This is a genomic window from Catellatospora vulcania (assembly GCF_009720385.1).
Taxonomy (GTDB): Bacteria; Actinomycetota; Actinomycetes; order Mycobacteriales; family Micromonosporaceae; genus Catellatospora; species Catellatospora vulcania.
Map to the genome: position 1 here is coordinate 21,319 of NZ_WARX01000001.1, position 20,152 is coordinate 41,470.

Sequence of the window (20,152 nt, forward strand, 5' to 3'; positions counted from 1 at the left end):
GACCCGCATGACCGAGCTCGCGTCGTACCCCTGCCCGCTGTGCAGAGCCACCGCCACCCTGGACGGTCCCTGCCCCGGTTGCGGCCGCGCGCCGGACCCGGACGCTGCGGCGGTGCTGGCCTACGACGGGCGGATCACCGCGGTCCTGCCGCAGGTGGAGCAGGCCCGCATCGCGTACGAGGGACTGTCGGACCAGCTCGCGCAGCTGCGCCGGGACCGTGAGGTGCATGCCTCGAAGGTCCGGGTGGCGGTGGCCCGGGAGCGCTCGGCGCATCAGCCGACGCTGCTCAGACTGCCGCCCACCACCGGCAGCCTGCCGCAGGCGACCGGAGGCGTCCCGCCGACGGCCGGTGCCCTGCCGCCCGCCGGCCGGCAGCCGGAGTCCTCGCCGCGCACCGTGCAGAACCTGCTGTTCATCCTGGGCGGGCTGCTGCTCGGCATCGCCGCGATCGTGTTCACCGCGGTGGCCTGGGCGACGTTCGACGTGGTCGGCCGGGCCCTCATCCTCGGCGTGCTCACCATCGGCGTGCTGGCCGTGCCGCCGCTGGTGCGCCGCCGCGCGCTGACCGCGACCGCGGAGACCTTCGCGGCGCTCGGGCTGCTGCTGGTCGTGCTCGACGGCTACGCCGTCTGGTATGTCAACCTCGGCGGCGTCGCCGACCACTGGGACCCCGGCTTCTACGCGGGAGCCGTGGCCACCTTCACCGCCCTGCTCGGCTACGGCTATGCCCGGGTCGTCGGGACGAGCGCGACCCGGTTCGGCGCGCTGCTGGCCGCGCAGCCCGCGCTGCCCCTGTTCTTCCTGGAGTCCTCCGCCGACGTGGCGGGCTGGTCGGCCGTCTTCACCGCGGTCGCCCTCGGCGACCTGCTGCTCTACCGGGCGTTGCGGCCCGCCGCCGTCCCGTCGGCGACCGGCCGGCCGGTGCCGGACGACCAGCCCGTGGCCGAGGTCCCCGTGCCGAGGCAGTCCGGGCAGGAGCCTGCCGTGGCAGGTTCGCCCCCGCAGCCCACCGCGGCCGCGGCGCAGGCGACGGCGGCGGAGCTGCCGGGGCGCGCCGGGCTGCGGGTGCTGGCGCTGCTGGCATACCTCGGCATGCTGGGGATCGGTGGTCTGCTCGCACTGGTCGCATGGCTGCTCGGAGCCGAGCCGGACACCGCGGTGACCGGCTCGCTGGTGCTGCTCGCCGCCGCCGGAGTGCTGGCGGCCGGGCTGTGGCAGTTCGGCACGGGCGCTGCCGCCGGGTTCGCCCGGCCCATGGCCGGTGCCGTGGTGACGGTGGCGCTGGCCGCGGCGCTGGCACGTCCGGCGCTCGTGCAGTGGCCGCACTACTGGCTGCTGGTGCTGGCGGGCGCGGCGGCACTGGTGACGGTGCTGGTGGTGGTGCTGGGTGGTGCCCTGTCGGCCCGGTGGCCCGCGGTCCGGGCCGGGCTGGTCGGCGGTGCGGCGCTGGCGCTGAGCGTGCCCGCACTGTGCGCCGCCGGCTGGGCGCTGGGCGCGGGCTGGCAGTCCGTCGAGGACGCGATGCCGTGGTGGGCCGCCGATCCGGCGGGCTTCGACGGTTCGTACGGCTGGCTCCTGCCGGTGAGCCTGACCCTGGTGGCCGCCGCGGGCTGGCTGCTGACCGGGCCGCCGGCGCCCGAACCGGTGCGGGCGTACGTCGCCGCGGGGGCGGTGCTGCTGCTCCCGCTGACGGTGCCGGGACACCCGGCGCTGACGCCGTGGTCGGCGCTCGCCGTCGATCTGGCCGCGGTGGCCGTCGCGCTGGGCGTGGCCCTGCTGCTGCGCCGCCACCTCGTGCTCTGGGGCGTGGTGGCCGGGCTGCTCGCGGGACACGCGCTGCTGGCCGGGGCGGGCAGCCGGGTGTTGTCGGCCTGGGCGCTGGGTGGCGTGGTGGTGCTGGGGCTGGCCGCGGCCGCGTTCGGCTGGCGCAGCTCCCTGGTGCCGGAGGGCGGCACGCGCTCGCTGGGCGGGACCGGCACCGTGAGCACCGCGAGCGCGCTGCACGGGGTGCGGGTGCTTGGCGGGGTGAGCGGCGCGGTGGCGCTGGCGCTGCTGCCGCCCATGGCGCACAGCGTGGTGGCCGCGGCCGGGGTGGACGACCTGTGGTCGCGCCGGGCGATGCTGGCCGCGGCTCTGCTGACGCCGCTGTGGGTATACCTGTCGCCCGCCCGGTTGCGGGACTACGCCGTGGTCGGCGGCCTGGTGGGGGCGTTGTGGGCGCTGCCCGGCGGGCATCCGCCGCAGGATTCCGCGGCCGTGTACGCCGCCCTGTGCACGCTGGCCCTCGCGCTGGTCGCGATGCAGTCGCGCTGGGTCCGGGCGGAGATCCCGGCGCAGGTCGTGCTGGCGCTGACCCTGCTGATGTGCGCCGAGGCGCTACACCTGATCTTCATCGCGCCGCTGAGCTGGCTGGGCCGGATCTGGGCGGCCGACCCGGTCGGCACCGGACTGAGCGCCTATCCGAGCGACCGGCTGCCCTGGGCGTACGCGGTCGCGCTGCTGCTGCTCGCGCCCGCGGTCGCGGCCTGGTTCCGGCGGGGCGGGGTGCGCCTGATGGCGGTGGCCGGTGGTGTGGTCGCCGCGGTCGCCGGGCTCGCCGCGCTGGCCGCCGCGCAGGCGCCCTGGCCGACGATCAGCGCTGTGCAGCTGCTGCTGGGCGTGGCCCTGCTGGTGCTGGCCGGGCTGCGGCCGTACGGCGCGCTGACGCTCGCGGGCGGCCTGTTCGGGCTGCTGCTCACCGGGGCCGGGCTGGCCGGGACGTTGGCCGAGAAGTGGTCGACGATCGCCGGGCTGGCGCTGGTGACCGTGACGCTGGCCGTGATCGCGGTGGGCGGGCGCACCCGGCCGGTGCGCACCGCCGGCTGGCTGGCCGGGGCTGCCGGCAAGGTGCTGCTGGCGATCGCCGTCGGCGAGGCGGCCGAGCTGCGCTTCGAGTTCGTCGCCTACCTGGTGCTCGGGGTCGCGGCGATCGTGCTGGGCCTGGCGTACGCGCCGTTCGCCCGGGAGCAGCGGGTCGCGGCGGAGGCGGCGGCCCATTCCGCGGCCCTGGTCGCGTTGACGCTGTGCCACGGTTACGTCGAGGCGATGGCACTGGTGCTGGCGCTGTGGGGGATCGCGGTCGGGCTGACCGTGCTGGCCGCGCCGCGCCGGGAGCGGGTGCTGCGGGCCGCCGCGTCCGCCGTGCTGGAGGCGGTCGCGTGGTGCGCGATCCTCGCCGCGCAGGGCGTCGGCCTGCTGGAGGCGTACACCCTGCCGGTGGCGCTGCTCGCGCTGGCCGTCGGCTGGTACGCGGCACGGTCGCGGCCGGACCTGTCCAGCTGGCTGTACGCCGGTCCGGCACTGGTCGCGGCGCTGCTGCCCAGCCTGGCGGGCGCGCTGACCGACGAGGTCCCGCTGCGGCGGCTGCTGCTGGGGGCCGGCGCGCTGGCGGTCACCGTGTTCGGCTCGGTGCGCCGGTTGCAGGCGCCGGTGGTGCTCGGCGGCGGCGTGCTCCTGGTGGTGTCCCTGCACGAGCTGGTCCTGGTGTCGCGGCTGCTGCCGACGTGGGTGCCGATCGCGGTCGGCGGGGCGGTGCTGCTGGCGCTGGCCATCACCTACGAGCGCAGCCGCCGGGACGTCGCCCGGTTGAGGGGGGCCATCGGCCGGATGCGGTAACCGGGTCCCGCTGAGGCGTTCTGCCCGCAAGAATGGGGGAGAGTGCCACATTAGGGGGGAAGATGGACTTCTGGGACGTCTTCTGGTTGTTGCTGATCTTCATTCCGCTGCTGCTGATCTGGGCCTTCGCGATCGTGGACATCTTCCGCCGCGACGACCTCTCCGGCTGGCTCAAGGCGCTGTGGATCGTGGTGGTCATCCTGCTGCCGTTCCTCGGCACGCTGATCTACCTCATCTTCCGGCAGCCCGGGGCCACCGCCCAGGAGCGCCGGGCGATGGACCAGGCCAGCCGCGAGTTCGTCGAGAAGTACTCGCCGAACGACTCGGCGCAGCAGCTCAAACTGCTGTCCGACCTGCACGACCGCGGCAAGCTGAGCGACGCGGAGTTCGCCGAGGAGAAGACCCGCGTGCTCGACGCCGCCCGCGCGCACGACACACCGGAGGAGAAGGCCCGCATGCTCGACGTCGCCCGCCCACACGACACCCCGCCCGCCGGCCCCGGCACGCCCCCGGCGGCCCCTGCAGACACGGCCGGACCTGTCGCGCCGCCGCCGACGACCGGCGGCAGCGAGCCGCCGCGCCGCCCGCGGGGCTTCGGCGCATAGACGTCGGGCTGTGACGCTGGACGTTTGCGGGTTGCGGCAGGTCGCGCACCGAACCTAGGGTCTGTGACTATGAGGTTCGAGGTCAGTCATGTGCTGGATGCGATCGAGCGGCGGCTGGGCACCGACCCGGCTCTCGCCGCCGGAGTGCTCGACGTGGCTGAATTGATCTATTGCGCCGACCTGGACGGCGGCCGCCCCGCCAACCTGGTCCGGCTCGGCATGGTGGTCGACGGGCTGGCCCGCCAGGTCGGCGAGGAGCACGTCTCGGCATACTGCGTCGTCGACAAGTCCCTGCTCTCCAACCAGGATCTGACGTCCAACGAGCGGATGGTCATGCGCCGCTGGGGCGACGACGGCGTGGTCGAGGTCGTGGTCGGCGCGGCCGCGCGGGTCGTCGAGGTATCCGAGCTCACCGGTCTGCCGATCGTCTCGCGGGTGCTGCCCGCGGTCTGGTCGCCGCTGCCGGGCGCCGGCGGTGTCGTGCTGCAGCCGCGCGGGCCGGTGCCGACCGGCCCGTCGCCGGTCGGCCGCCAGCTCACCGCACGCTGGTGGCACTGCCCGGACCCGGACTGCGCCAACTTCGGCCCGGCCCGCCGCAGCAGCGGCCAGCCCGCGCCGCGGCTGCGCAACGGCCAGCCGATCTGCCCCCGGCACGACGCGCCGCTGGGCGACTCCGGTCCGCGCCCGCCGCAGCAGGTGCTCGCGGTAAGGGTGGACGGCGTGATCCGGACCCGCTTCGTGGTCACCGCCGCGGGCCCGGTGGTGGTCGGTCGCGCCCCCGACGGCGGTCAGGGCCAGGTCGGGGTCCAGCTCGGTCCGTGGCTCAGCGAGGACGCCCGCGCCAAGGTCAGCCGCGCCCACCTCTCGGTCGCGCTCACCCCGCAGGGTGTCTCGGTCACCGACCTCAGCATGAACGGCACCCTGGTCCGCCTGGGCGGCGCCGCCGACGGCGAGCTCCAGCTCAGCCGCGGCGCGACCCGCCAGCTCGGCGTCTCCGACATCGTCGAACTGTTCCCCGGCGTCGAGATCGGCCGCATCGGCGCCCTCGCCAGCAGCCGCCCCCTCGACTCCGCCTCCGTCCTGTCCGACGCCCCCACCATGACCTTCCGCCCCGGCTCCGGCTACTGACACCCCACCCCAGCCCACGCGTCCACCCTGGGCCGCCAGGCCACCCCACCCCACCCCACCCCACCCCACGCCGCGCCGCGGCCCGGCCCGGCCCGGCCCGGTGCGCAACTCTTAAAGACTTGCGGCCTCGGATGCACTCCGAGGCCGCAAGTCTTTAAGAGTTGCCGCGGGAAGGGGCGGCGGGGCGGGCGGTCAGGCTGCGCCGATGACCTCGGCGAGCTGGCGGACCGCCCAGGTGACCTCGTCTTCGGTGATGACCAGGGGCGGGGCCAGGCGGATCGTGGTGCCGTGGGTGTCCTTGGCGAGCATGCCGCGGGCCATCAGCTTCTCGGACGCCTGGCGTCCGGTCATCACGCCCGGGTCGATGTCGACCCCGGCCCACAGGCCGCGGCCGCGCACCGCGGTGACGCCCCGGCCCATCAGCGCGCGCAGCTGCTCGTGCAGCACCGCACCCAGCTCGGCCGAGCGGCGCTGGTACTCGCCGGTCTCCAGCAGCTTGATGACCTCGATGCCGACCGCGCAGGACAGCGGGTTGCCGCCGAAGGTCGAGCCGTGCTGGCCGGGCTTGAGCACGCCGAGCACTTCACGGCTGGCGGCGACGGCGGAGACGGGCACGATGCCGCCGCCCAGCGCCTTGCCCATGATGTGCATGTCCGGCTTGACGTCCTCGTGGTCCACGGCGAACGTGCGCCCGGTGCGGGCCAGCCCGCTCTGGATCTCGTCGGCCAGGAACAGCACGTTGCGGCTGCTGCACAGGGCGCGTACGCCCGACAGGTAGCCGTCCGGCGGCACCAGCACGCCGGCCTCGCCCTGGATCGGCTCCAGCAGCACCGCGACCGTGTAGTCGTCGATCGCCTCGGCCAGCGCCTCCAGGTCGCCGTACGCGACGATCTCGAAGCCCGGGGTGTACGGCCCGAAGTCGGCCCGCGCGTCCTCGTCGGTGGAGAAGCTGATGATCGTGGTGGTGCGGCCGTGGAAGTTGTCCGCCGCCACGATGATCTTCGCCTGGCCGTCCGGGACGCCCTTGACCTGGTAGCCCCACTTGCGGGCCACCTTGACCGCGGTCTCCACGGCCTCCGCGCCGGTGTTCATCGGCAGCACCAGGTCCTGGCCGGTCAGCTCGGCCAGCCGGTGGCAGAACTCCGCGAACTGGTCGTGGATGAACGCGCGGCTGGTCAGCGTGAGCCGGTCCAGCTGGGCGTGCGCCGCGGCGATCAGCGCCGGGTGCCGGTGGCCGAAGTTCAGCGCCGAGTATCCGGACAGGAAGTCCAGGTAGCGCCGCCCGTCCACGTCGGTGACCCAGCAGCCCTCGGCCTCGGTGATGACGACCGGCAGCGGATGGTAGTTGTGCGCCGTGTACCGCTCCGCCTCGTCTACCGCAGACGGCGTACGGCTGTCGACGATCGAGTTCATGACCGTAGCTCCAGGGTGCAGCACTTGGGTCCACCACCGGCCAGTCGCAGCTCGGAGACGTCGACTCCGATCGGCTCGTAGCCGGCCTTGCGCAACTCCTCCGCGAGGTGGGTGGCCTGGACCGGCAGCACGACGTTCTCGCCGTCGCTGACCGCGTTGAGTCCCAGCACCTCCGCATCCTCGATGTTAGCGATGACGGCGTTCGGGAACAGCTGACGCAGCACATTCTGGCTGCCGGGGGAGAACGCCTCAGGCAGGTACGCGATGTTGGCCGGCTTGCCGTCGGCGCCGGTCGACAGCACCGCGAGCGCGGTGTCGAGGTGGTAGAAGCGCGGGTCCACCAGCTGCAGGGTGATCACGGGGCGGCCGAAGATCTCCTGCACCTCGGCGTGTGAGGCGTGGGCCGTACGGAAACCGGTGCCTGCCAGCACGTACTCGCCGGCCAGCAGGATGTCGCCCTCGCCCTCGTTGACGTGCTTGGCGTCGTGCACCTCGTACCCGGCGCGGTCGGCCCAGTCGCGGTAGGCCGGGCCCTCGTCGGCCCGCTCGGCGTGCCTGAACTGCGCCGTGAACATCTTGCCGTCGATCACCGTGCCGCCGTTGGCGGCGAAGACCATGTCGGGCAGGCCCGGAACGGGGTCGATGAGCTCGATCTGATGTCCGAGGTTCTCGTACGTGGCCTTGAGGCTCTCCCACTGGCTGATCGCCAGAGTGGTGTCGTACGGGGCGGCCGGGTCCATCCAGGGGTTGATCTTGTAGGTGACGGCGAAGTGGGTGGGCCGGCACATCAGAAAGCGCTTCTGCATGGCCCTAACGCTAGAGGTGAAGATCGCAGCATAACCATCATTCGCTCATGCTTATGACCTTGGTTTCTTGCGTAGTTCACCCTGTCGACCAACGATCCGTTGCGTGGCGCGCGGGAGGCGCTTTCCGCGGGCCTCCCCGAACCCGCGAGTGGCGGTCCGGGCCGCGTCGCCCCCCGTGGGTGACGCGGCCCGGACCCGGTCAAGCGGGATCGCAGTAGGAGTGGAACGGGTACCAGTGCGTCGGCGTGAACGCCGCGTACGGGCTACCGCCCTGGAAGCCCTGCCGGCCGCTCGACCAGGGGATCGTGCTCTTGATGGCACCGCGGCCCTGAACGACGAAGGCCGCGGTGCAGCCCTCGACGTCCTCGGGCCCGCCCCATCCGGGCAGCCCGATCGAGCGCCGGACGTGGGCGTGGTCGACGTAACCGCGTCCTGACGCGGTCAGCACCAGAGTGTTCGCGTCCTGCACCCGATAGACGGCCCAGAAGAAGTACAGCTTCTCCCCGGCGCACAGGTTCGGCAGCGCGTCCACTTCGACCAGGGCGGGCGGGCCGTCGTCCACCACCGAGATGTAGCCGCCGGGCCTGCAGTTCTTGCCGCTCCCGCTGCCGCTGCCGGAGGTCGGGCGGCTGGTGGTCGGGCGGGGGGCCGACGGAGTGACCCGCGCAGGGGAGGGCGAAGGGCTGCCGCTCGGCGTGGCCGTGGCCGACGGGGACGCGGTGCTGCTCGGCGACGGGGACGGCGTGGCCGAGGGGTTCACCACCGGCGCCGGTCCCGGGTGCTGCTGTGCCAGCACGGCCGCGGGCAGGGCCGTCAGCAGCGCCAGCACGGTGCACAGCACCAGCACGCGATTGCGGCGGCGGGCGCGGGCGCGGCGCAGTGCCCCGGCCGGGCCCGGGGGCGTGATCGCGGGCATCGCGGCCGCCCGGAAGTCGCCGACCGCTCGGGCGAAGAGCTCTTCGTGCTGCGGCTCAGACATCGCGACCCTCCTCTGCCGCACCGGTGAGGTGCGCCGCCATGGCCGTACGTGCGCGGTGCAGCCAGGACTTGACGGTTCCTTCGGGGGTGCCTTCCTGATCGGCGATCTGCGCTATGGACAGGTCGGCGAGGTAGTGCAGCACGAACGCGCGCCGCTGCCGTTCGGGCAGCTTCGACAGCGCGCGGATCAGCGCGACGCGATCCGGCTCGGGTCCGGCGACCTCCTCCTGCTGTTGCCGGCGCAGGAACAGGGCCAGGCGTTGCTGGCGGCGCTGGCGGGTCTTGGCCAGATTCCACGCGACGTGCCGCACCCACGCGCCCGGATCGGCGTACCCGGTGAGGCGTTCCCAGCGGGGCAGCGCCCGGGCGAACGCCTCCTGGGTGACGTCCTGGGCCTCGGCCAGGCTGCCGAGGTACGCCGCGAGCTGGATCGTGATCTTGTGAAAGTTGGCGGCGTAGCACTCCTCGAAGTCCGCGAGCGCGGCGTTCTCGCGCCCCGCTTCCGCCTGCTCCGGCGGTGAGTCAGCCTGTCTGATCGACAACGCCGTCATCTGCCAATCCGTTCGTCCCCGTGAGCCGACATCGGCCCGTCGCGATATCACCACGCGGGCGTCCGCAAGGTTGCAGCCCGATCGGAGGTTTTTTCGGGTCGGGTCACTGTAGTCAGCCCGCCTCCGGCCTGGCGCGATGTCGTGCGGGGGCGTCACCGGGCCGCGGAGCAGGCGGGCACCGCCACCGGCGGTCCGAATCACGCCCGCCGCGCGGGGCGATTCCGCGGGGCGCTGAACTGTCGTTAAAGTGCGGCGCATGACTGACAGCCAGAGAGTAGCGATCGTCACCGGCGCGGCCCGGGGCATCGGCGCGGCCACCGCGCGGCGGCTCGCCGCCGACGGGTTCGCCGTCGCCGCCGTCGACCTCACCGAGGACAACTGCGCCGACACCGTCGCCGCGATCACCGAGGCCGGCGGCCGGGCCATCGCGGTCGGCGCGGACGTCTCCGACTCCGCCGCCGTGGACGCCGCCGTGGCGCACGTCGCGGCCACCCTCGGCGCGCCGTCCGCACTGGTCAACAACGCGGGTGTGCTGCGCGACAACCTGCTGTTCAAGATGAGCGACAGCGACTGGGACACCGTGATGTCGGTGCACCTGCGCGGCGCGTTCCTGTGCAGCCGGGCCGTGCAGAAGTACATGGTGGAGCAGAAGTACGGCCGGATCGTGTCGCTGTCCAGCACCTCCGCGCTCGGCAACCGGGGCCAGGCCAACTACGCCGCGGCCAAGGCCGGCCTGCAGGGCTTCACCAAGACCCTGGCCATCGAGCTGGGCCCGTTCGGCATCACCGCGAACGCGGTAGCGCCGGGCTTCATCGTCACCGAGATGACCGCCGCCACCGCGGCGCGCGTCGGCGTCGACTTCGAGGCATTCCAGGCCGCGCGGGCGGCGGAGACCCCGGTCCGCCGGGTCGGCACCCCCGCCGACGTCGCGCACGCGATCTCGTACCTGGCCAGCGAAGGCGCCGGCTTCGTCACCGGCCAGGTCATCTACGTCGCCGGCGGCCCCCGCGGCTGATCCCGCCCTGCCGGGCCATTCCAATAGACGTTGGCCTATCTGAGCGAGTTTTCGTGGATCGAACTCGCAGATAGGCCAACGTCCATAAAAAGCTACTCGCGGGTATTGTGATCTAGCTCACGGCGTGGTTACCTCTCGGTAACATTTTCGAAGCAAGGCCGACACCCCCGTGAGGTCCGCCGTGAGGAGATCCCTGTCCCTCCTGACGGTGGTCGCGCTGGCGCTCGTCACCTGGGCCGCTCCCGCCCAGGCCGCCGCCCCGACCACCGGCTTCCGATTCATCGACATCACCGCCCCCGACGGAACCGTGCTCAAGGCCAACGTCATCGAGCCGACCACCCCGGGCCGCCACCCCGCCGTCGTCTTCCCGGCCAGCTGGTCCCTCAACGACCTGGAGTACATCGCCCAGGCGAACGCCCTGGCCCAGGGCGGCTACACGGTCCTGTCGTACACCCCGCGCGGCTGGTGGGCCTCGGGCGGTGAGATCGACACCGCTGGCCCGAAGGACATCGCCGACGCGTCCCGGGTGATCGACTGGCTCGTCGCGAACACCACCGCCGACCCGTCCCGCATCGGCATGGCCGGGGTCTCCTACGGGGCGGGCATCAGCCTGATCGCGTCCGGCCACGACGCCCGGGTGCGGGCCGTGGCGGCACTGTCCGGCTGGAGCGACCTGGTCGCCTCGCTGTACGGCGGGGACACCCGGCGGCTGCAGTCCTCGGCGCTGCTGGTCGGCTCGGCGGCACTGCTCGGCGACACCAGCGACGAGTTCGACGCGATCATCGACGACTTCTACGCCAACCGGAACATCGCGGGGGTCAAGGAGTTCGCCCGGCTCCGCTCGGCGGGCACGTACCTGTCCGGGATCAACGCCAACCGCCCGGCGGTGCTGCTGGCCAACGGGTACGGCGACACGATCTTCCCGCCGAACCAGCTGGTCGACTTCTACGGTGCGCTGACCGGCCCGAAGCGGCTGGAGTTCGCGCCCGGCGACCACGCCATCCCGGAGCTGACCGGCCTGATCGGGCTGGACAACCACGTGTGGACCTCGGTGCGGCGCTGGTTCGACCGGCACCTGTCGGGCATCGCCAACGGCATCGACGCCGAGCCGCCGGTGGTGCTGCGCTCGCTGACCGGCGGCCCGGTGGAGTCGTACCCGAACTGGGCCGCGGCGAGCACGTCGACGAAGCGCTACGGCCTCGGCGAGGTCAGCTGGCTCACCGGCACCGGCAGGCTCGGCGGCACGGCGACCACCGGCTGGTCACGGCGGACCTGGTTCAACGACGACACGGTCGCCGCGGGCGGCATCGTGCTGCTGTCCAACGGGCTGCAGGCGCTGACCGGAATCCCGCCGACGGCGTGGATGCCCGCGGTGGACCGGGACAACGGCGCGGTCTGGATCGGCGACGAGGCGACCAGCGCGGTACGCATCCGCGGCAGCGCGACCGTGCACGCCCGGTTCACCCCGACCGAGCGCAGCGGCACCATCGTGGCGTACCTCTACGACGTCGACTGGGCCGGCACCGGCAAGCTGATCACCCACGGGCCGGTGTCGTGGCTGAACGCCACCGCGAACACCGCCCGCACGGTCGACATCGCGCTGCCCGCGACCAGCTGGGACCTGCCCGCCGGGCACCGGCTCGCGCTGGTGGTCGACGGCCACGACGGCCTCTACCTGGACGAGAACGGCTGGCTGGGCTCGGTGGCCTTCTCCGGCCAGTCCTGGGTGGACGTCCCGGTCCGCTGAGCCGGACGTGGCCCGTCCCCGGGTGCCTGCCTCAGGGTCATGATCGCCGTTTGGTGTCATGATCTGCGGTCAAACCGTAGATCATGACACCAAACGGCGATCTTCACCCGCCGCCGTCGACCCGTCGGCGGCCCGCAGCGAGCCGCGCCCGAGCCGGGCCGGCGCGGTCAGTCGGCGGTGCTGCCGCGCGGGGGCACCACCAGGGCGTAGATGACCAGGATGCAGAGCGCGATGTTGATCAGCGACCAGAACGGGTACACCGGCAGGTAGAGCATCTGGAGCAGCGCCGTCGCGCCGGCCAGGCCGATGCCCGCGCCGCGCGCCCACTCCTTGCCGGACCAGATGCCCGCGCCGACGGCGATGAGCACCGCGCCCAGCAGGACGTGCAGCCAGCCCCAGGTGTGCAGGTTGAACACGTACAACTCGCCCTGGGTGGACGTGGCGTACGCGGCATACCGGTCGTTGGCGATCGCAAAGATGCCCTCCACCACGTTGAACACCCCCAGCAGCAGAATGAGCAGGCCGGCGAAGGACAGCCAGCCCGAGCCGATGCGCTCGGTCGCTTTCGCCACGGTCGACATAGCACCCACCTTCGTGCGAAACGGACGAAGCCCCTTCACGTTATCGCCGAACAACCGACTGATCAGGGCGAACGCCGGAAACAGCTCAGAGCGCGTCCGGCTCGACCGGATGCGCGTGCGGCGCGGCGGCGTGCCGGTGCGAGCGGGCGATCGCCCAGGCGGCGAGCGCGGTCGTGATCGGAACCGCGGCGATGAGGCCGATCGTGCCGACCACGCCGCGCACGATCTCCGCCGCCATCACCTGCGTGGAGAGCACGTCACGGGTCCGGGTGCCCGCCGTGACCAGGAGCAGCATGAGCGGCAGCGACGCGCCGGCGTACGCCAGGATGATGGTGTTGACCACGGACGCGACGTGGGACCGGCCCACCTTGATCGCCGACCGGTAGAGCTGCCGCGCGCTCAGCGTCGGATCGGCCAGCGACAGCTCCCCGACGATGGCCAGCTGGGTGATGGCGACGTCGTCGAGCACGCCCAGCGTGCCGATGATGATCCCGGCCAGCAGCAGGCCGCGCAGGTCCACCCCGGCCAGCACGTTGGCCAGGATCGCGGCCTCGTCGCTGCCGGAGCCGGTCAGGTGCAGCAGGTTCGTGGTGAGCAGGCCGAGCAGCCCGGTCAGCACCAGCGCGGCCAGCGTGCCCAGCAGCGCCATGGAGGTGCCCACGCTGACGCCGTGCGTCAGGTAGATCACCGCGAACATGATCGCGGCGGACCCGACGATCGCGACCGCCAGCGGCGGCTCCCCGCGCACGATCGCGGGCAGGATGAAGGCCAGCAGCACCCCGAAGCTCACGATCAGCCCGACCAGGCTCGCCACACCGCGCCAGCGCGCGAACGCGATCACCGCGGCGGCGAACAGCGCGACCAGTGCCAGCAGCCAGCCCCACCGGTCGTGGTCGACCACCGCGTACCGCTGCCCGCCCTCGGCGTCGACGGACCCGATCAGCACCACGTCGTCGCCGACGCCGACCACCGGCGCGCTCGGCCCGGTCGGCACGACCGCGTCGACCACCTCGTCGCCGATGCGCACCTGAGCGGTGCCGCAGTCGCCGCCGGGCTGGGCCGGGACCTCGCGCGGGCAGGCGGGCGTCGCCGACACGATCTCGCCGTGCAGCCGCTGCATGGTGTCGGAGGCCTGCTGCGGGGACTGCCCGCGTGGCCACAGCACGACCAGCCCGACCAGGGTGGCCGCGATCAGCGGCACGATGACCGCGGTGACGATCCTGCGCAGGTCAGCCGGGGCAGGTGGCAGCGACTCGCCAGGCTCGTGACTGTGTCCGGCCCCCATGAGCAGAACCTAGCCGTCGAACCCCGCGCAGTAGGGGCCTTTGCCCGGGTTGGGCGGCCCGGTCACCAGCACGGCGTACCGCAGACCACTGTCGGAGTAGGTGACCAGGATTCGGCCGTCGCCGCTGGTGACCAGCGCGGCCTGGAACAGCTCGCCGGTCAGCAAGGGCAGCGCCACCCGGCGGGCCCGGTCCGCGGAGCCGGGCGGGCAGTGCCAGAGCACCAGCCTGCCGGTGCCGTGCTCGGCCGGGGCCAGTGGCACCGGGGCCGCCAGATCGGACTCCGTGCCCAGCACGTACAGGCCGGGCCCGCCCGCGGCGACCGCCACCGGGGCGTGGAAGGTGATCGCGTCGCCGCCGGCGACCAGCCGTGCCGTGTCGCCGGCGACCAGCCGCGGCGTGCCGCCGGGCAGCAGCACGGCCTGGTCGGTGGCCCGTTCCGGGGCGCCGATCTCGGTGACGCTCGGGCTGTCGCACGCGGCCGTCGGGCAGGTCCCGAGCCAGGCCCGGCGCCCGGCAGGATCGCGCAGCAGCACCGTCGGCCGGTCCGCCGCGTCGAGGGTGAGCTGGAGCAGCGGGGCGTACGCCGGCGCGGTCACCGTGCCCTCGGGCAGCCACGCGCTCAGCTCGACCTCGACCGTGCCGAGCACGTCCAGCGTGCGCCGGTTGCAGTGCACCGAGCTGCAGCGGGTGACCGCGAGCTCGGCCCGGGGCCGGGTGCCGGTGCGCACCAGGAGCGGGCGGGCGGTGGCCACCACGACGGAGCCGTCGGGTCCGGCCGCGACGGCCAGGTGCGACTGACCCTCCCGGCCGCCGCTGTGCCAGCGGGTGATGCCGTCCTCGCAGGTCCCGGGCTTCGGCCGGGAGTCGGCCGGGGCCCACGGCGCGGTGCAGCGCTGCATCTGCACGGCGTCGTCGCCGTCGGTCTTGATCGCCCGGTTCTCCCGGCCGCGGATGCCCGCCGACACCACGTCCCCGGCGGCGGTGATCGCGGTCGCGGGCATCGGCGCACCCAGCATCAGCGGTTCGGAGCTGCGCGAGCGCACGGTGCGGCACTCGTCGTCGAGGCACCAGTGCGGGCCGTAGTCGGTCACCACGACCGGATGGCGGCCCGACGGCCAAGCCATGGCCAGCACCTCGCCGCTCCACGAGACACCGTGCCGGCTCGCGTGCGGGCCGTCCCACGGGTCGGCGGCCGCGAAACCCAGCCCCAGCAGCGCCGGCAGCAGCAGAGATGCCAGCGCCGTAACGAACGCGGCCCGCCCGGTCCAGGGCCGCCCGAGCGCGGCGAACCCCCGGCGTCCGAACGCGGCGGAGCGCCGTCCGAATTCGGCGGAGTGCCGGGCGAGCGCGGCGGAGCGCCGTCCGAGCGCGGCGGAGTGCCGGGCGAGCGCGTCGCGGCGATCGGTCCGGGTAGGCGAGCCGTGCCGAGGGCCGGAGGCCCGCAACGGCGGGCCGGGCGTTGACGTCGTGCCGTCGGTCCAGGCGGGCGCGGCCGGCTGGGCTGCGGCGTGGGCCGGTGTCGTGGTGCCGGCCTGGACCTGCGCGGCGGGGGCGGGAAGCGCTGTGGCGAGCTCGGCGGGGGCCACCGCGTCTTCGGCCGGGTCCGCGGGCGGGGGGTCGGCTGCCGGTGCGGGGGACAGCGCCGACAGTGCCTGGTCGACCCGGTCGAGGTCGGCCTCCGCGCCGCGTCCGCCGGTCGGGCGGGGTTGCAGGTAGACAGTGGCCAGCACCGCGGACTGGACGGTAGGCACCACGATCGCGGCCACCGCGGCGACCAGCAGCGCGAACGCGGGCTGCGCCTGGGCCAGCGCGGTGGCGCCCATGCCCGTCAGCGCCGGGACCACCACCACGCCGATCGCCAGCGCGCCCCCGGCCGACAGCAGCCGGCCCGCGGCGAGCGCGTGCGCATGCTGCAGCCAGGAGACCGCGCCATCGCCCAGCACCACCGCGGGCACCGTCAGCAACCTGCTGGCGAGCACGATCAGGGCCAGCACGAACAGGCCGAAGACCGCCGCCGTGGCCACGTCCTGGGGCAGGGCGATGTCGAAGAAGGCGACCGCGAGCAGCGTCAGGACCTGCAGCCCGACCGCCGCGACGGCGATCAGCAGCAGGGCCGGCACGAGCGCGGGCAGCCGGCGCAGGGCCAGCAGCAGGGCGGCCCGGGGGTCGACCGGGATGCCGCGTACGCCGCCGGACGCCACCGCGATGCCGGCGACCAGTGCCACCACCCAGCCGAGCGCGAGCGCCACCAGCCCGGCCCCGCCCGCCGCCGCGGCGGGGGACGGCGTGAACGTCCCGTCCACCACCGTCGCGCTGCCGTTGAGCGCGAACAGCCCGATGACCTCACGCGCCACCAGCGCCGGCACCAGCGCGGTGGCGGCCACCACCAGCAGGCCGCGCCACTGCTTCAGGGCGAGGTCAGCGGCGTCGCGCAGGATGGCCGGCAGGCTCCGGCTGGCGAGTCGGTCGGGGTTCGGCACCGGCGCAGCGTACCGGCGACACGCGTGTCACGCCTATGGCTGGAGAGGTCCGCCGATCAGTTGACACACCGCGGGTGGGTCAGCTCGTGCCGGCTGCGGCGGTGTGCGCCGGTCCGAGCGTGATCGCCCGTACGTGTTCGATCAGGGTCACCAGCACTTCGCGCCCGGAGCGGCGGTCCCGCACGTCGCACATCACCACCGGCACCTCCGGGTCCAGCGACAGCGCACCGCGCACCGCGTCGACGCCGAACGGCTGGTGGCCGTGGAAGCAGTTCACCGCGACGACGAACGGAACGCCCCGCCGCTCGAAGTAGTCGATGGACGGGAAGCTGTCCGCCAGCCGCCGGGTGTCGGCCAGCACCACCGCGCCCAGCGCGCCGATCGCCAGCTCGTCCCAGAGGAACCAGAACCGGTCCTGGCCCGGCGTGCCGAACAGGTACAGCACCGCGCTGTCGCCGATGGTGATCCGGCCGAAGTCCATGGTGACCGTGGTGGTGCGCTTCGCCTCCACTCCGGACAGGTCGTCGGATTCGGTGCCGGCCGAGGTGAGCACCTCCTCGGTGTGCAGGGGCATGATCTCGCTGACCGTGCCCACCATTGTCGTCTTGCCTGCGCCGAAGCCCCCGGCGACCAGTATTTTGATCGCCGTGGGTACGGACCGGGCACGCTCGTCACGCATGACGGAGGCCAAGGATCACCGCCTGGAGGATGTGGTCGTCCGGAATGTGGCCGGGGGCCACTGCTGGCGCGAGAGGTTTCACGGCGCCCTCGTCGAACAGGTCGGCGAGGAGTACCCGGACCACGCCGAGGGCAAACCCGGCACGGGAGGAAAGTTCGGCGACCGAGATGGGTTCGGCCGCCAGCGCGAGGACCGCCCGGTGCTCGGGTTGCAGGTGGACGGCGTGGCGACGCTGCCCCGCCGGTGTCGCCACGACATAGGTGAGCAGGTCGAACGTGGCCGCGCCGGGGCGCGCCCGGCCGCCGGTGACCGCGTACGACCGCACCAGCGGCCCGGCTTCGGCATCGAGCCACTCGTGCGCATCGTCGTCGTCAGCGCGCATGGGTGGAGGTCGGCCGCGGCTGCGTGCCGAGGCTGTGGCCGATGCGCTCGACGACCATGGCCATCTCGTACGCGACCATGCCGATGTCGGAGTCGGCATTGCTCAGCACCGCGAAGCAGCTGCCCTCGCCGGCGTCGGTGACCAGCAGGACGGCCTCCTCCATCTCGATCACGGCCTGGCGCACCGGCCCGGCCTTGAAGTGCCGTCCGGCGCTGCGTGACAGGCTGGCGAACCCGGCCGCGATCGCGGCCATGTGGTCGGCGTCGGCCTGGGACAGGTCGCGCGACGCGCCGAGCAGCAGCCCGTCCACGGAGAACACGACGGCCCGCAGCGCCGCGGGTATGCGGTCCACGAAGTCGTCGAGCAGCCAGTCCAGGCCCGCGGGATTGCTCATGATGTCGGCTCCTCAGGCGGTTCGGCCGCTGCGGGGGTGCCAGCGGGAGGGGTGGGCGAGGTGCGCACCGTGGCGGCCGCCCGGCCCCGGTGCGCACCCGCGAGCAGGGACGTCAGGATGCTGCGGGTGCGCTCGGCGGGCCGCGCCGACGGGGTGGATCCGGAGTCCGCCGCGGTGTCGAGCACGATCAGCGGCTCGTTGCGCAGCGGCGCGGCGAGATGCGTCTGCGGCGCCCGCACCGGCAGCTCGGCCTCGGTCTGCGGGCCGCTGTCGTCGGCGGCGGCTGCCGCAGGCGTGCTCGTGCCCTCGACCACCTGGGCGCTCTGCGGCCCGGCGGTCAGCGCGGCGATCGGGACGGCCACGGCGGCCGGCACGGCCGGGGTCGCCGGCGGGGCGGTGGCGTTGTCGTCGACGACCAGCTCACGTGGCAGCAGCACCACCGCGGTGAGCCCGCCGTACGGGGAGGGGCGCAGGGTGACCCGGATGCCGTGCCGGGCAGCCAGCCGGGCCACCACGAACAGGCCCAGCCGGGAGCTGTGCGCGGGATCGAAGTCGGGTGGGTCGGCCAGCCGCCCGTTGGCCTCGTCGACGGCGGACGCCGGCATGCCGACGCCGCGGTCCTCGATCTCCACCGCGTAGCCGTTGGGCAGCAGCTGCCCGGCCACCGTGACATGGGTGTCGCGGGGCGAGTACGCGGTGGCGTTCTCCAGCAGCTCGGCCAGCAGGTGGATGACGTCGCTGACGGCGCGGCCGCGCAGCGCCAGCTCCTGCGGCGGCACCACGGTGATCCGGGTGAACTCCTCGACCTCGGACACCGCCGAGCGCATCACGTCGTGCACGGGCACCGGATGCCGCCAGCCCCGGCCGGGCTTGGCCCCGGCCAGGATCACCAGGTCCTCGGCGTGGCGGCGCATCCGCGCGCCGAGGTGGTCGACGCGGTACAGGTCTTCGAGGTCCTGCGGGTCGGTGACCCGGCGCTCCATCGCGTCGAGCAGCGCGAGCTGGCGGTGCAGCAGCACCTGGCTGCGCCGGCCGATGTTGAGGAAGACCTGGTTGAGCCCGTTGCGCAGGGTCGCCTCCTGCACGGCCGAGGCCACGGCGGTCCGCTGCACCAGGGCGAAGGCGTTCTCCAGCTCGTCGAGCTCGTCGGAGACGGTGGCCGGCGGCGGCGGCACCTCGGCGTCCACGTCCACGTCGGCGCCGGTGCGCAGCCGCGCCACCACGTCGGGCAGGCTGTGCTCGGCGACGTGCAGGGCCTGCGTGCGCAGCGCGTTGATGCGGTGGATGACCGAGCGGGCCACCCGCCGGGAGACCAGCACCAGCACCACGATGACGATCAGCCCGACCCCGCCGGCCAGGGCCAGCCGGAGCAGGATCGCGGTGGCGGCGGGCATGGTCGCGTCGATGGTGCGGGACGCGGCCGCGGATTCCAGCTCGTAGAGCTTGCCGTCGACCGCGGCGTAGTCGGCGGACCACTGCGTCGCGTCGATCGCGGGGGCCGGGCGGCCGAGGTCGGCGAGCCGGTCCTCGACGGCCCGCAGACGCAGGTAGGCCGCGCTGTCCAGGATGGCGGTGTACCGGTCGGCGTCGTCGGGGTGCAGGTAGCGGGTCGCCGTGTCGTGTGCGCGCCGCTGCAGCCCGACCAGCGCCACCACCTCGGCCCGCTCGGCCGGGGACATGCCGCCGCCCGCGATGGTGGCACTGACCAGCGCGTTCTCCCGGGCGTAGAGCTCACGTGCCTCGGTGAGCGCGATGACGGTGCCCGCCTGGCGGTTCAGCTCGTGGTCGTCGAGGCCGGAGACGGAGCCGTACAGTCCGAAGGTCCTGTCGATGATGTCGCTGTACAGCCGCATGATCTGCACCCGGTCGTACTGCCGGGTGTCCACCACGGCCCGGCCCAGCGGCAGCTCCTCCAGCGCCTTGCCGACCGCGGCCAGGTGCTGGCGGGTGAGCGCGCTCGCCGCCGACTCGGCGTCGTCGCTGCCGGTCAGCCGCCGGAACTCGGCCAGCGCCGCGTCGGTCTCGGCGCGCTGCGTGTCGAGTTCGGTCGCCGCACCGGCCCCGCCGCTGACGAGGCGCATCGACAGCGCCCGCTCCGCCTGCAGCTCGCTGACCAGCTCGTAGGCGGGTGTGCCGAACATGTCCACGCCGGACTTGACGTCGAGCAGGTTCGTCGCCGGGCCGAGGCTCGCCGTGGTGCCCAGCAGCCACATGCCGATCAGCGGCACCAGCGGCGCCAGCAGGAGCAGCATCACCCGCGACCTGATCGACCAGCTCTGCTGGGAGAAGACGCGTCGGGGCATGACGACCTCATAAGCGCACCGGGGGTGGGGACAACCGAGGAAACGTGGAAATACTACTGATCTCACGGCCCCGGCACACCTTTCGGGCGCCCTCAGTTCACCAGGTAGGACGCTGAAAACACGATGACCGGCACCGATGCCGGTGCCGG

The 20,152-nt window shown here is 73.6% G+C and carries 16 protein-coding genes; 5 read left to right on the top strand and 11 right to left on the bottom strand.

The window, feature by feature from the left end; genetic code table 11:
- Positions 1 to 7: 7 nt before the first annotated feature.
- From F6W97_RS19340 to F6W97_RS19350, 3 genes are all read left to right on the top strand, one after another.
- Positions 8 to 3,655 (top strand): SCO7613 C-terminal domain-containing membrane protein, encoded by a 3,648-nt coding sequence (locus F6W97_RS19340; protein WP_155371807.1) that lies wholly within the window; start codon positions 8 to 10, stop codon positions 3,653 to 3,655.
- Positions 3,656 to 3,717: 62 nt separating this feature from the next.
- Positions 3,718 to 4,260 carry an SHOCT domain-containing protein gene (locus tag F6W97_RS19345; RefSeq protein WP_196279235.1) on the top strand — a complete coding sequence of 181 codons (543 nt, stop codon included), beginning with the start codon at positions 3,718 to 3,720 and terminating at the stop codon, positions 4,258 to 4,260.
- 69 nt (positions 4,261 to 4,329) lie between these two features.
- Positions 4,330 to 5,388, top strand: a complete 1,059-nt coding sequence (locus tag F6W97_RS19350; protein WP_155371811.1) for an FHA domain-containing protein — start codon at positions 4,330 to 4,332, stop codon at positions 5,386 to 5,388.
- Between the two features lie 192 nt (positions 5,389 to 5,580).
- Here F6W97_RS19350 and rocD read toward each other — a convergent pair whose 3' ends face one another.
- The 4 genes from rocD to F6W97_RS19370 all read right to left on the bottom strand — a co-directional run bounded on the left by rocD (position 5,581) and on the right by F6W97_RS19370 (position 9,136).
- Positions 5,581 to 6,801 (bottom strand): ornithine--oxo-acid transaminase, encoded by a 1,221-nt coding sequence (gene rocD / locus F6W97_RS19355; RefSeq protein ID WP_155371813.1) that lies wholly within the window; start codon positions 6,799 to 6,801, stop codon positions 5,581 to 5,583.
- Complete coding sequence (ddaH, locus tag F6W97_RS19360) at positions 6,798 to 7,607, bottom strand: dimethylargininase (protein WP_196279236.1); 810 nt, start codon at positions 7,605 to 7,607, stop codon at positions 6,798 to 6,800. The genes rocD and ddaH overlap by 4 nt, the downstream gene beginning before the upstream one ends.
- Positions 7,608 to 7,806: 199 nt before the next feature.
- Positions 7,807 to 8,586, bottom strand: coding sequence for a hypothetical protein (locus F6W97_RS19365; RefSeq protein WP_155371814.1), 780 nt, complete (start codon positions 8,584 to 8,586; stop codon positions 7,807 to 7,809).
- Positions 8,579 to 9,136 carry an RNA polymerase sigma factor gene (locus tag F6W97_RS19370; RefSeq protein ID WP_155371816.1) on the bottom strand — a complete coding sequence of 186 codons (558 nt, stop codon included), beginning with the start codon at positions 9,134 to 9,136 and terminating at the stop codon, positions 8,579 to 8,581. Before F6W97_RS19370 ends, F6W97_RS19365 begins: the two co-directional genes overlap by 8 nt.
- Positions 9,137 to 9,392: 256 nt before the next feature.
- On the opposite strand from F6W97_RS19370, the gene F6W97_RS19375 reads away from it, so the two are divergent.
- Positions 9,393 to 10,151, top strand: coding sequence for an SDR family oxidoreductase (locus tag F6W97_RS19375; protein WP_155371817.1), 759 nt, complete (start codon positions 9,393 to 9,395; stop codon positions 10,149 to 10,151).
- A 181-nt stretch (positions 10,152 to 10,332) separates the two neighbouring features.
- Positions 10,333 to 11,898 carry a CocE/NonD family hydrolase gene (locus tag F6W97_RS19380; protein WP_155371819.1) on the top strand — a complete coding sequence of 522 codons (1,566 nt, stop codon included), beginning with the start codon at positions 10,333 to 10,335 and terminating at the stop codon, positions 11,896 to 11,898.
- Positions 11,899 to 12,065: 167 nt separating this feature from the next.
- On the opposite strand, the gene F6W97_RS19385 is transcribed toward F6W97_RS19380, so the two are convergent.
- From F6W97_RS19385 to F6W97_RS19415, 7 genes are all read right to left on the bottom strand, one after another.
- Positions 12,066 to 12,479 (bottom strand): DUF7144 family membrane protein, encoded by a 414-nt coding sequence (locus F6W97_RS19385; protein ID WP_155371821.1) that lies wholly within the window; start codon positions 12,477 to 12,479, stop codon positions 12,066 to 12,068.
- A gap of 85 nt (positions 12,480 to 12,564) precedes the next feature.
- A complete protein-coding gene (locus F6W97_RS19390; RefSeq protein WP_155371823.1) occupies positions 12,565 to 13,764 on the bottom strand; it encodes a YibE/F family protein in 1,200 nt (399 codons plus the stop codon).
- A gap of 9 nt (positions 13,765 to 13,773) precedes the next feature.
- Entirely contained in the window at positions 13,774 to 16,245 is a 2,472-nt protein-coding gene (locus tag F6W97_RS19395; protein ID WP_155371824.1) for a hypothetical protein, read from the bottom strand.
- A gap of 79 nt (positions 16,246 to 16,324) precedes the next feature.
- Positions 16,325 to 16,924 carry a GTP-binding protein gene (locus tag F6W97_RS19400; RefSeq protein WP_155371826.1) on the bottom strand — a complete coding sequence of 200 codons (600 nt, stop codon included), beginning with the start codon at positions 16,922 to 16,924 and terminating at the stop codon, positions 16,325 to 16,327.
- Positions 16,917 to 17,306 carry a DUF742 domain-containing protein gene (locus tag F6W97_RS19405; RefSeq protein ID WP_155371828.1) on the bottom strand — a complete coding sequence of 130 codons (390 nt, stop codon included), beginning with the start codon at positions 17,304 to 17,306 and terminating at the stop codon, positions 16,917 to 16,919. Before F6W97_RS19405 ends, F6W97_RS19400 begins: the two co-directional genes overlap by 8 nt.
- Positions 17,296 to 17,700 carry a roadblock/LC7 domain-containing protein gene (locus F6W97_RS19410; RefSeq protein ID WP_144120291.1) on the bottom strand — a complete coding sequence of 135 codons (405 nt, stop codon included), beginning with the start codon at positions 17,698 to 17,700 and terminating at the stop codon, positions 17,296 to 17,298. Before F6W97_RS19410 ends, F6W97_RS19405 begins: the two co-directional genes overlap by 11 nt.
- On the bottom strand, positions 17,697 to 20,003 hold the full coding sequence (locus F6W97_RS19415; protein WP_155371830.1) for a sensor histidine kinase: 2,307 nt from the start codon (positions 20,001 to 20,003) through the stop codon (positions 17,697 to 17,699). The genes F6W97_RS19410 and F6W97_RS19415 overlap by 4 nt, the downstream gene beginning before the upstream one ends.
- Positions 20,004 to 20,152 lie beyond the last annotated feature (149 nt).

Coding starts and splice junctions, on each gene's coding strand:
- F6W97_RS19340 (WP_155371807.1), top strand. CDS start 8: ATGACCGAGCTCGCGTCGTACCCCTGCCCGCTGTGCAGAGCCACCGCC.
- F6W97_RS19345 (WP_196279235.1), top strand. CDS start 3,718: ATGGACTTCTGGGACGTCTTCTGGTTGTTGCTGATCTTCATTCCGCTG.
- F6W97_RS19350 (WP_155371811.1), top strand. CDS start 4,330: ATGAGGTTCGAGGTCAGTCATGTGCTGGATGCGATCGAGCGGCGGCTG.
- rocD (WP_155371813.1), bottom strand. CDS start 6,801: ATGAACTCGATCGTCGACAGCCGTACGCCGTCTGCGGTAGACGAGGCG.
- ddaH (WP_196279236.1), bottom strand. CDS start 7,607: ATGCAGAAGCGCTTTCTGATGTGCCGGCCCACCCACTTCGCCGTCACC.
- F6W97_RS19365 (WP_155371814.1), bottom strand. CDS start 8,586: ATGTCTGAGCCGCAGCACGAAGAGCTCTTCGCCCGAGCGGTCGGCGAC.
- F6W97_RS19370 (WP_155371816.1), bottom strand. CDS start 9,136: ATGACGGCGTTGTCGATCAGACAGGCTGACTCACCGCCGGAGCAGGCG.
- F6W97_RS19375 (WP_155371817.1), top strand. CDS start 9,393: ATGACTGACAGCCAGAGAGTAGCGATCGTCACCGGCGCGGCCCGGGGC.
- F6W97_RS19385 (WP_155371821.1), bottom strand. CDS start 12,479: ATGTCGACCGTGGCGAAAGCGACCGAGCGCATCGGCTCGGGCTGGCTG.
- F6W97_RS19390 (WP_155371823.1), bottom strand. CDS start 13,764: ATGGGGGCCGGACACAGTCACGAGCCTGGCGAGTCGCTGCCACCTGCC.
- F6W97_RS19400 (WP_155371826.1), bottom strand. CDS start 16,924: ATGCGTGACGAGCGTGCCCGGTCCGTACCCACGGCGATCAAAATACTG.
- F6W97_RS19405 (WP_155371828.1), bottom strand. CDS start 17,306: ATGCGCGCTGACGACGACGATGCGCACGAGTGGCTCGATGCCGAAGCC.
- F6W97_RS19410 (WP_144120291.1), bottom strand. CDS start 17,700: ATGAGCAATCCCGCGGGCCTGGACTGGCTGCTCGACGACTTCGTGGAC.
- F6W97_RS19415 (WP_155371830.1), bottom strand. CDS start 20,003: ATGCCCCGACGCGTCTTCTCCCAGCAGAGCTGGTCGATCAGGTCGCGG.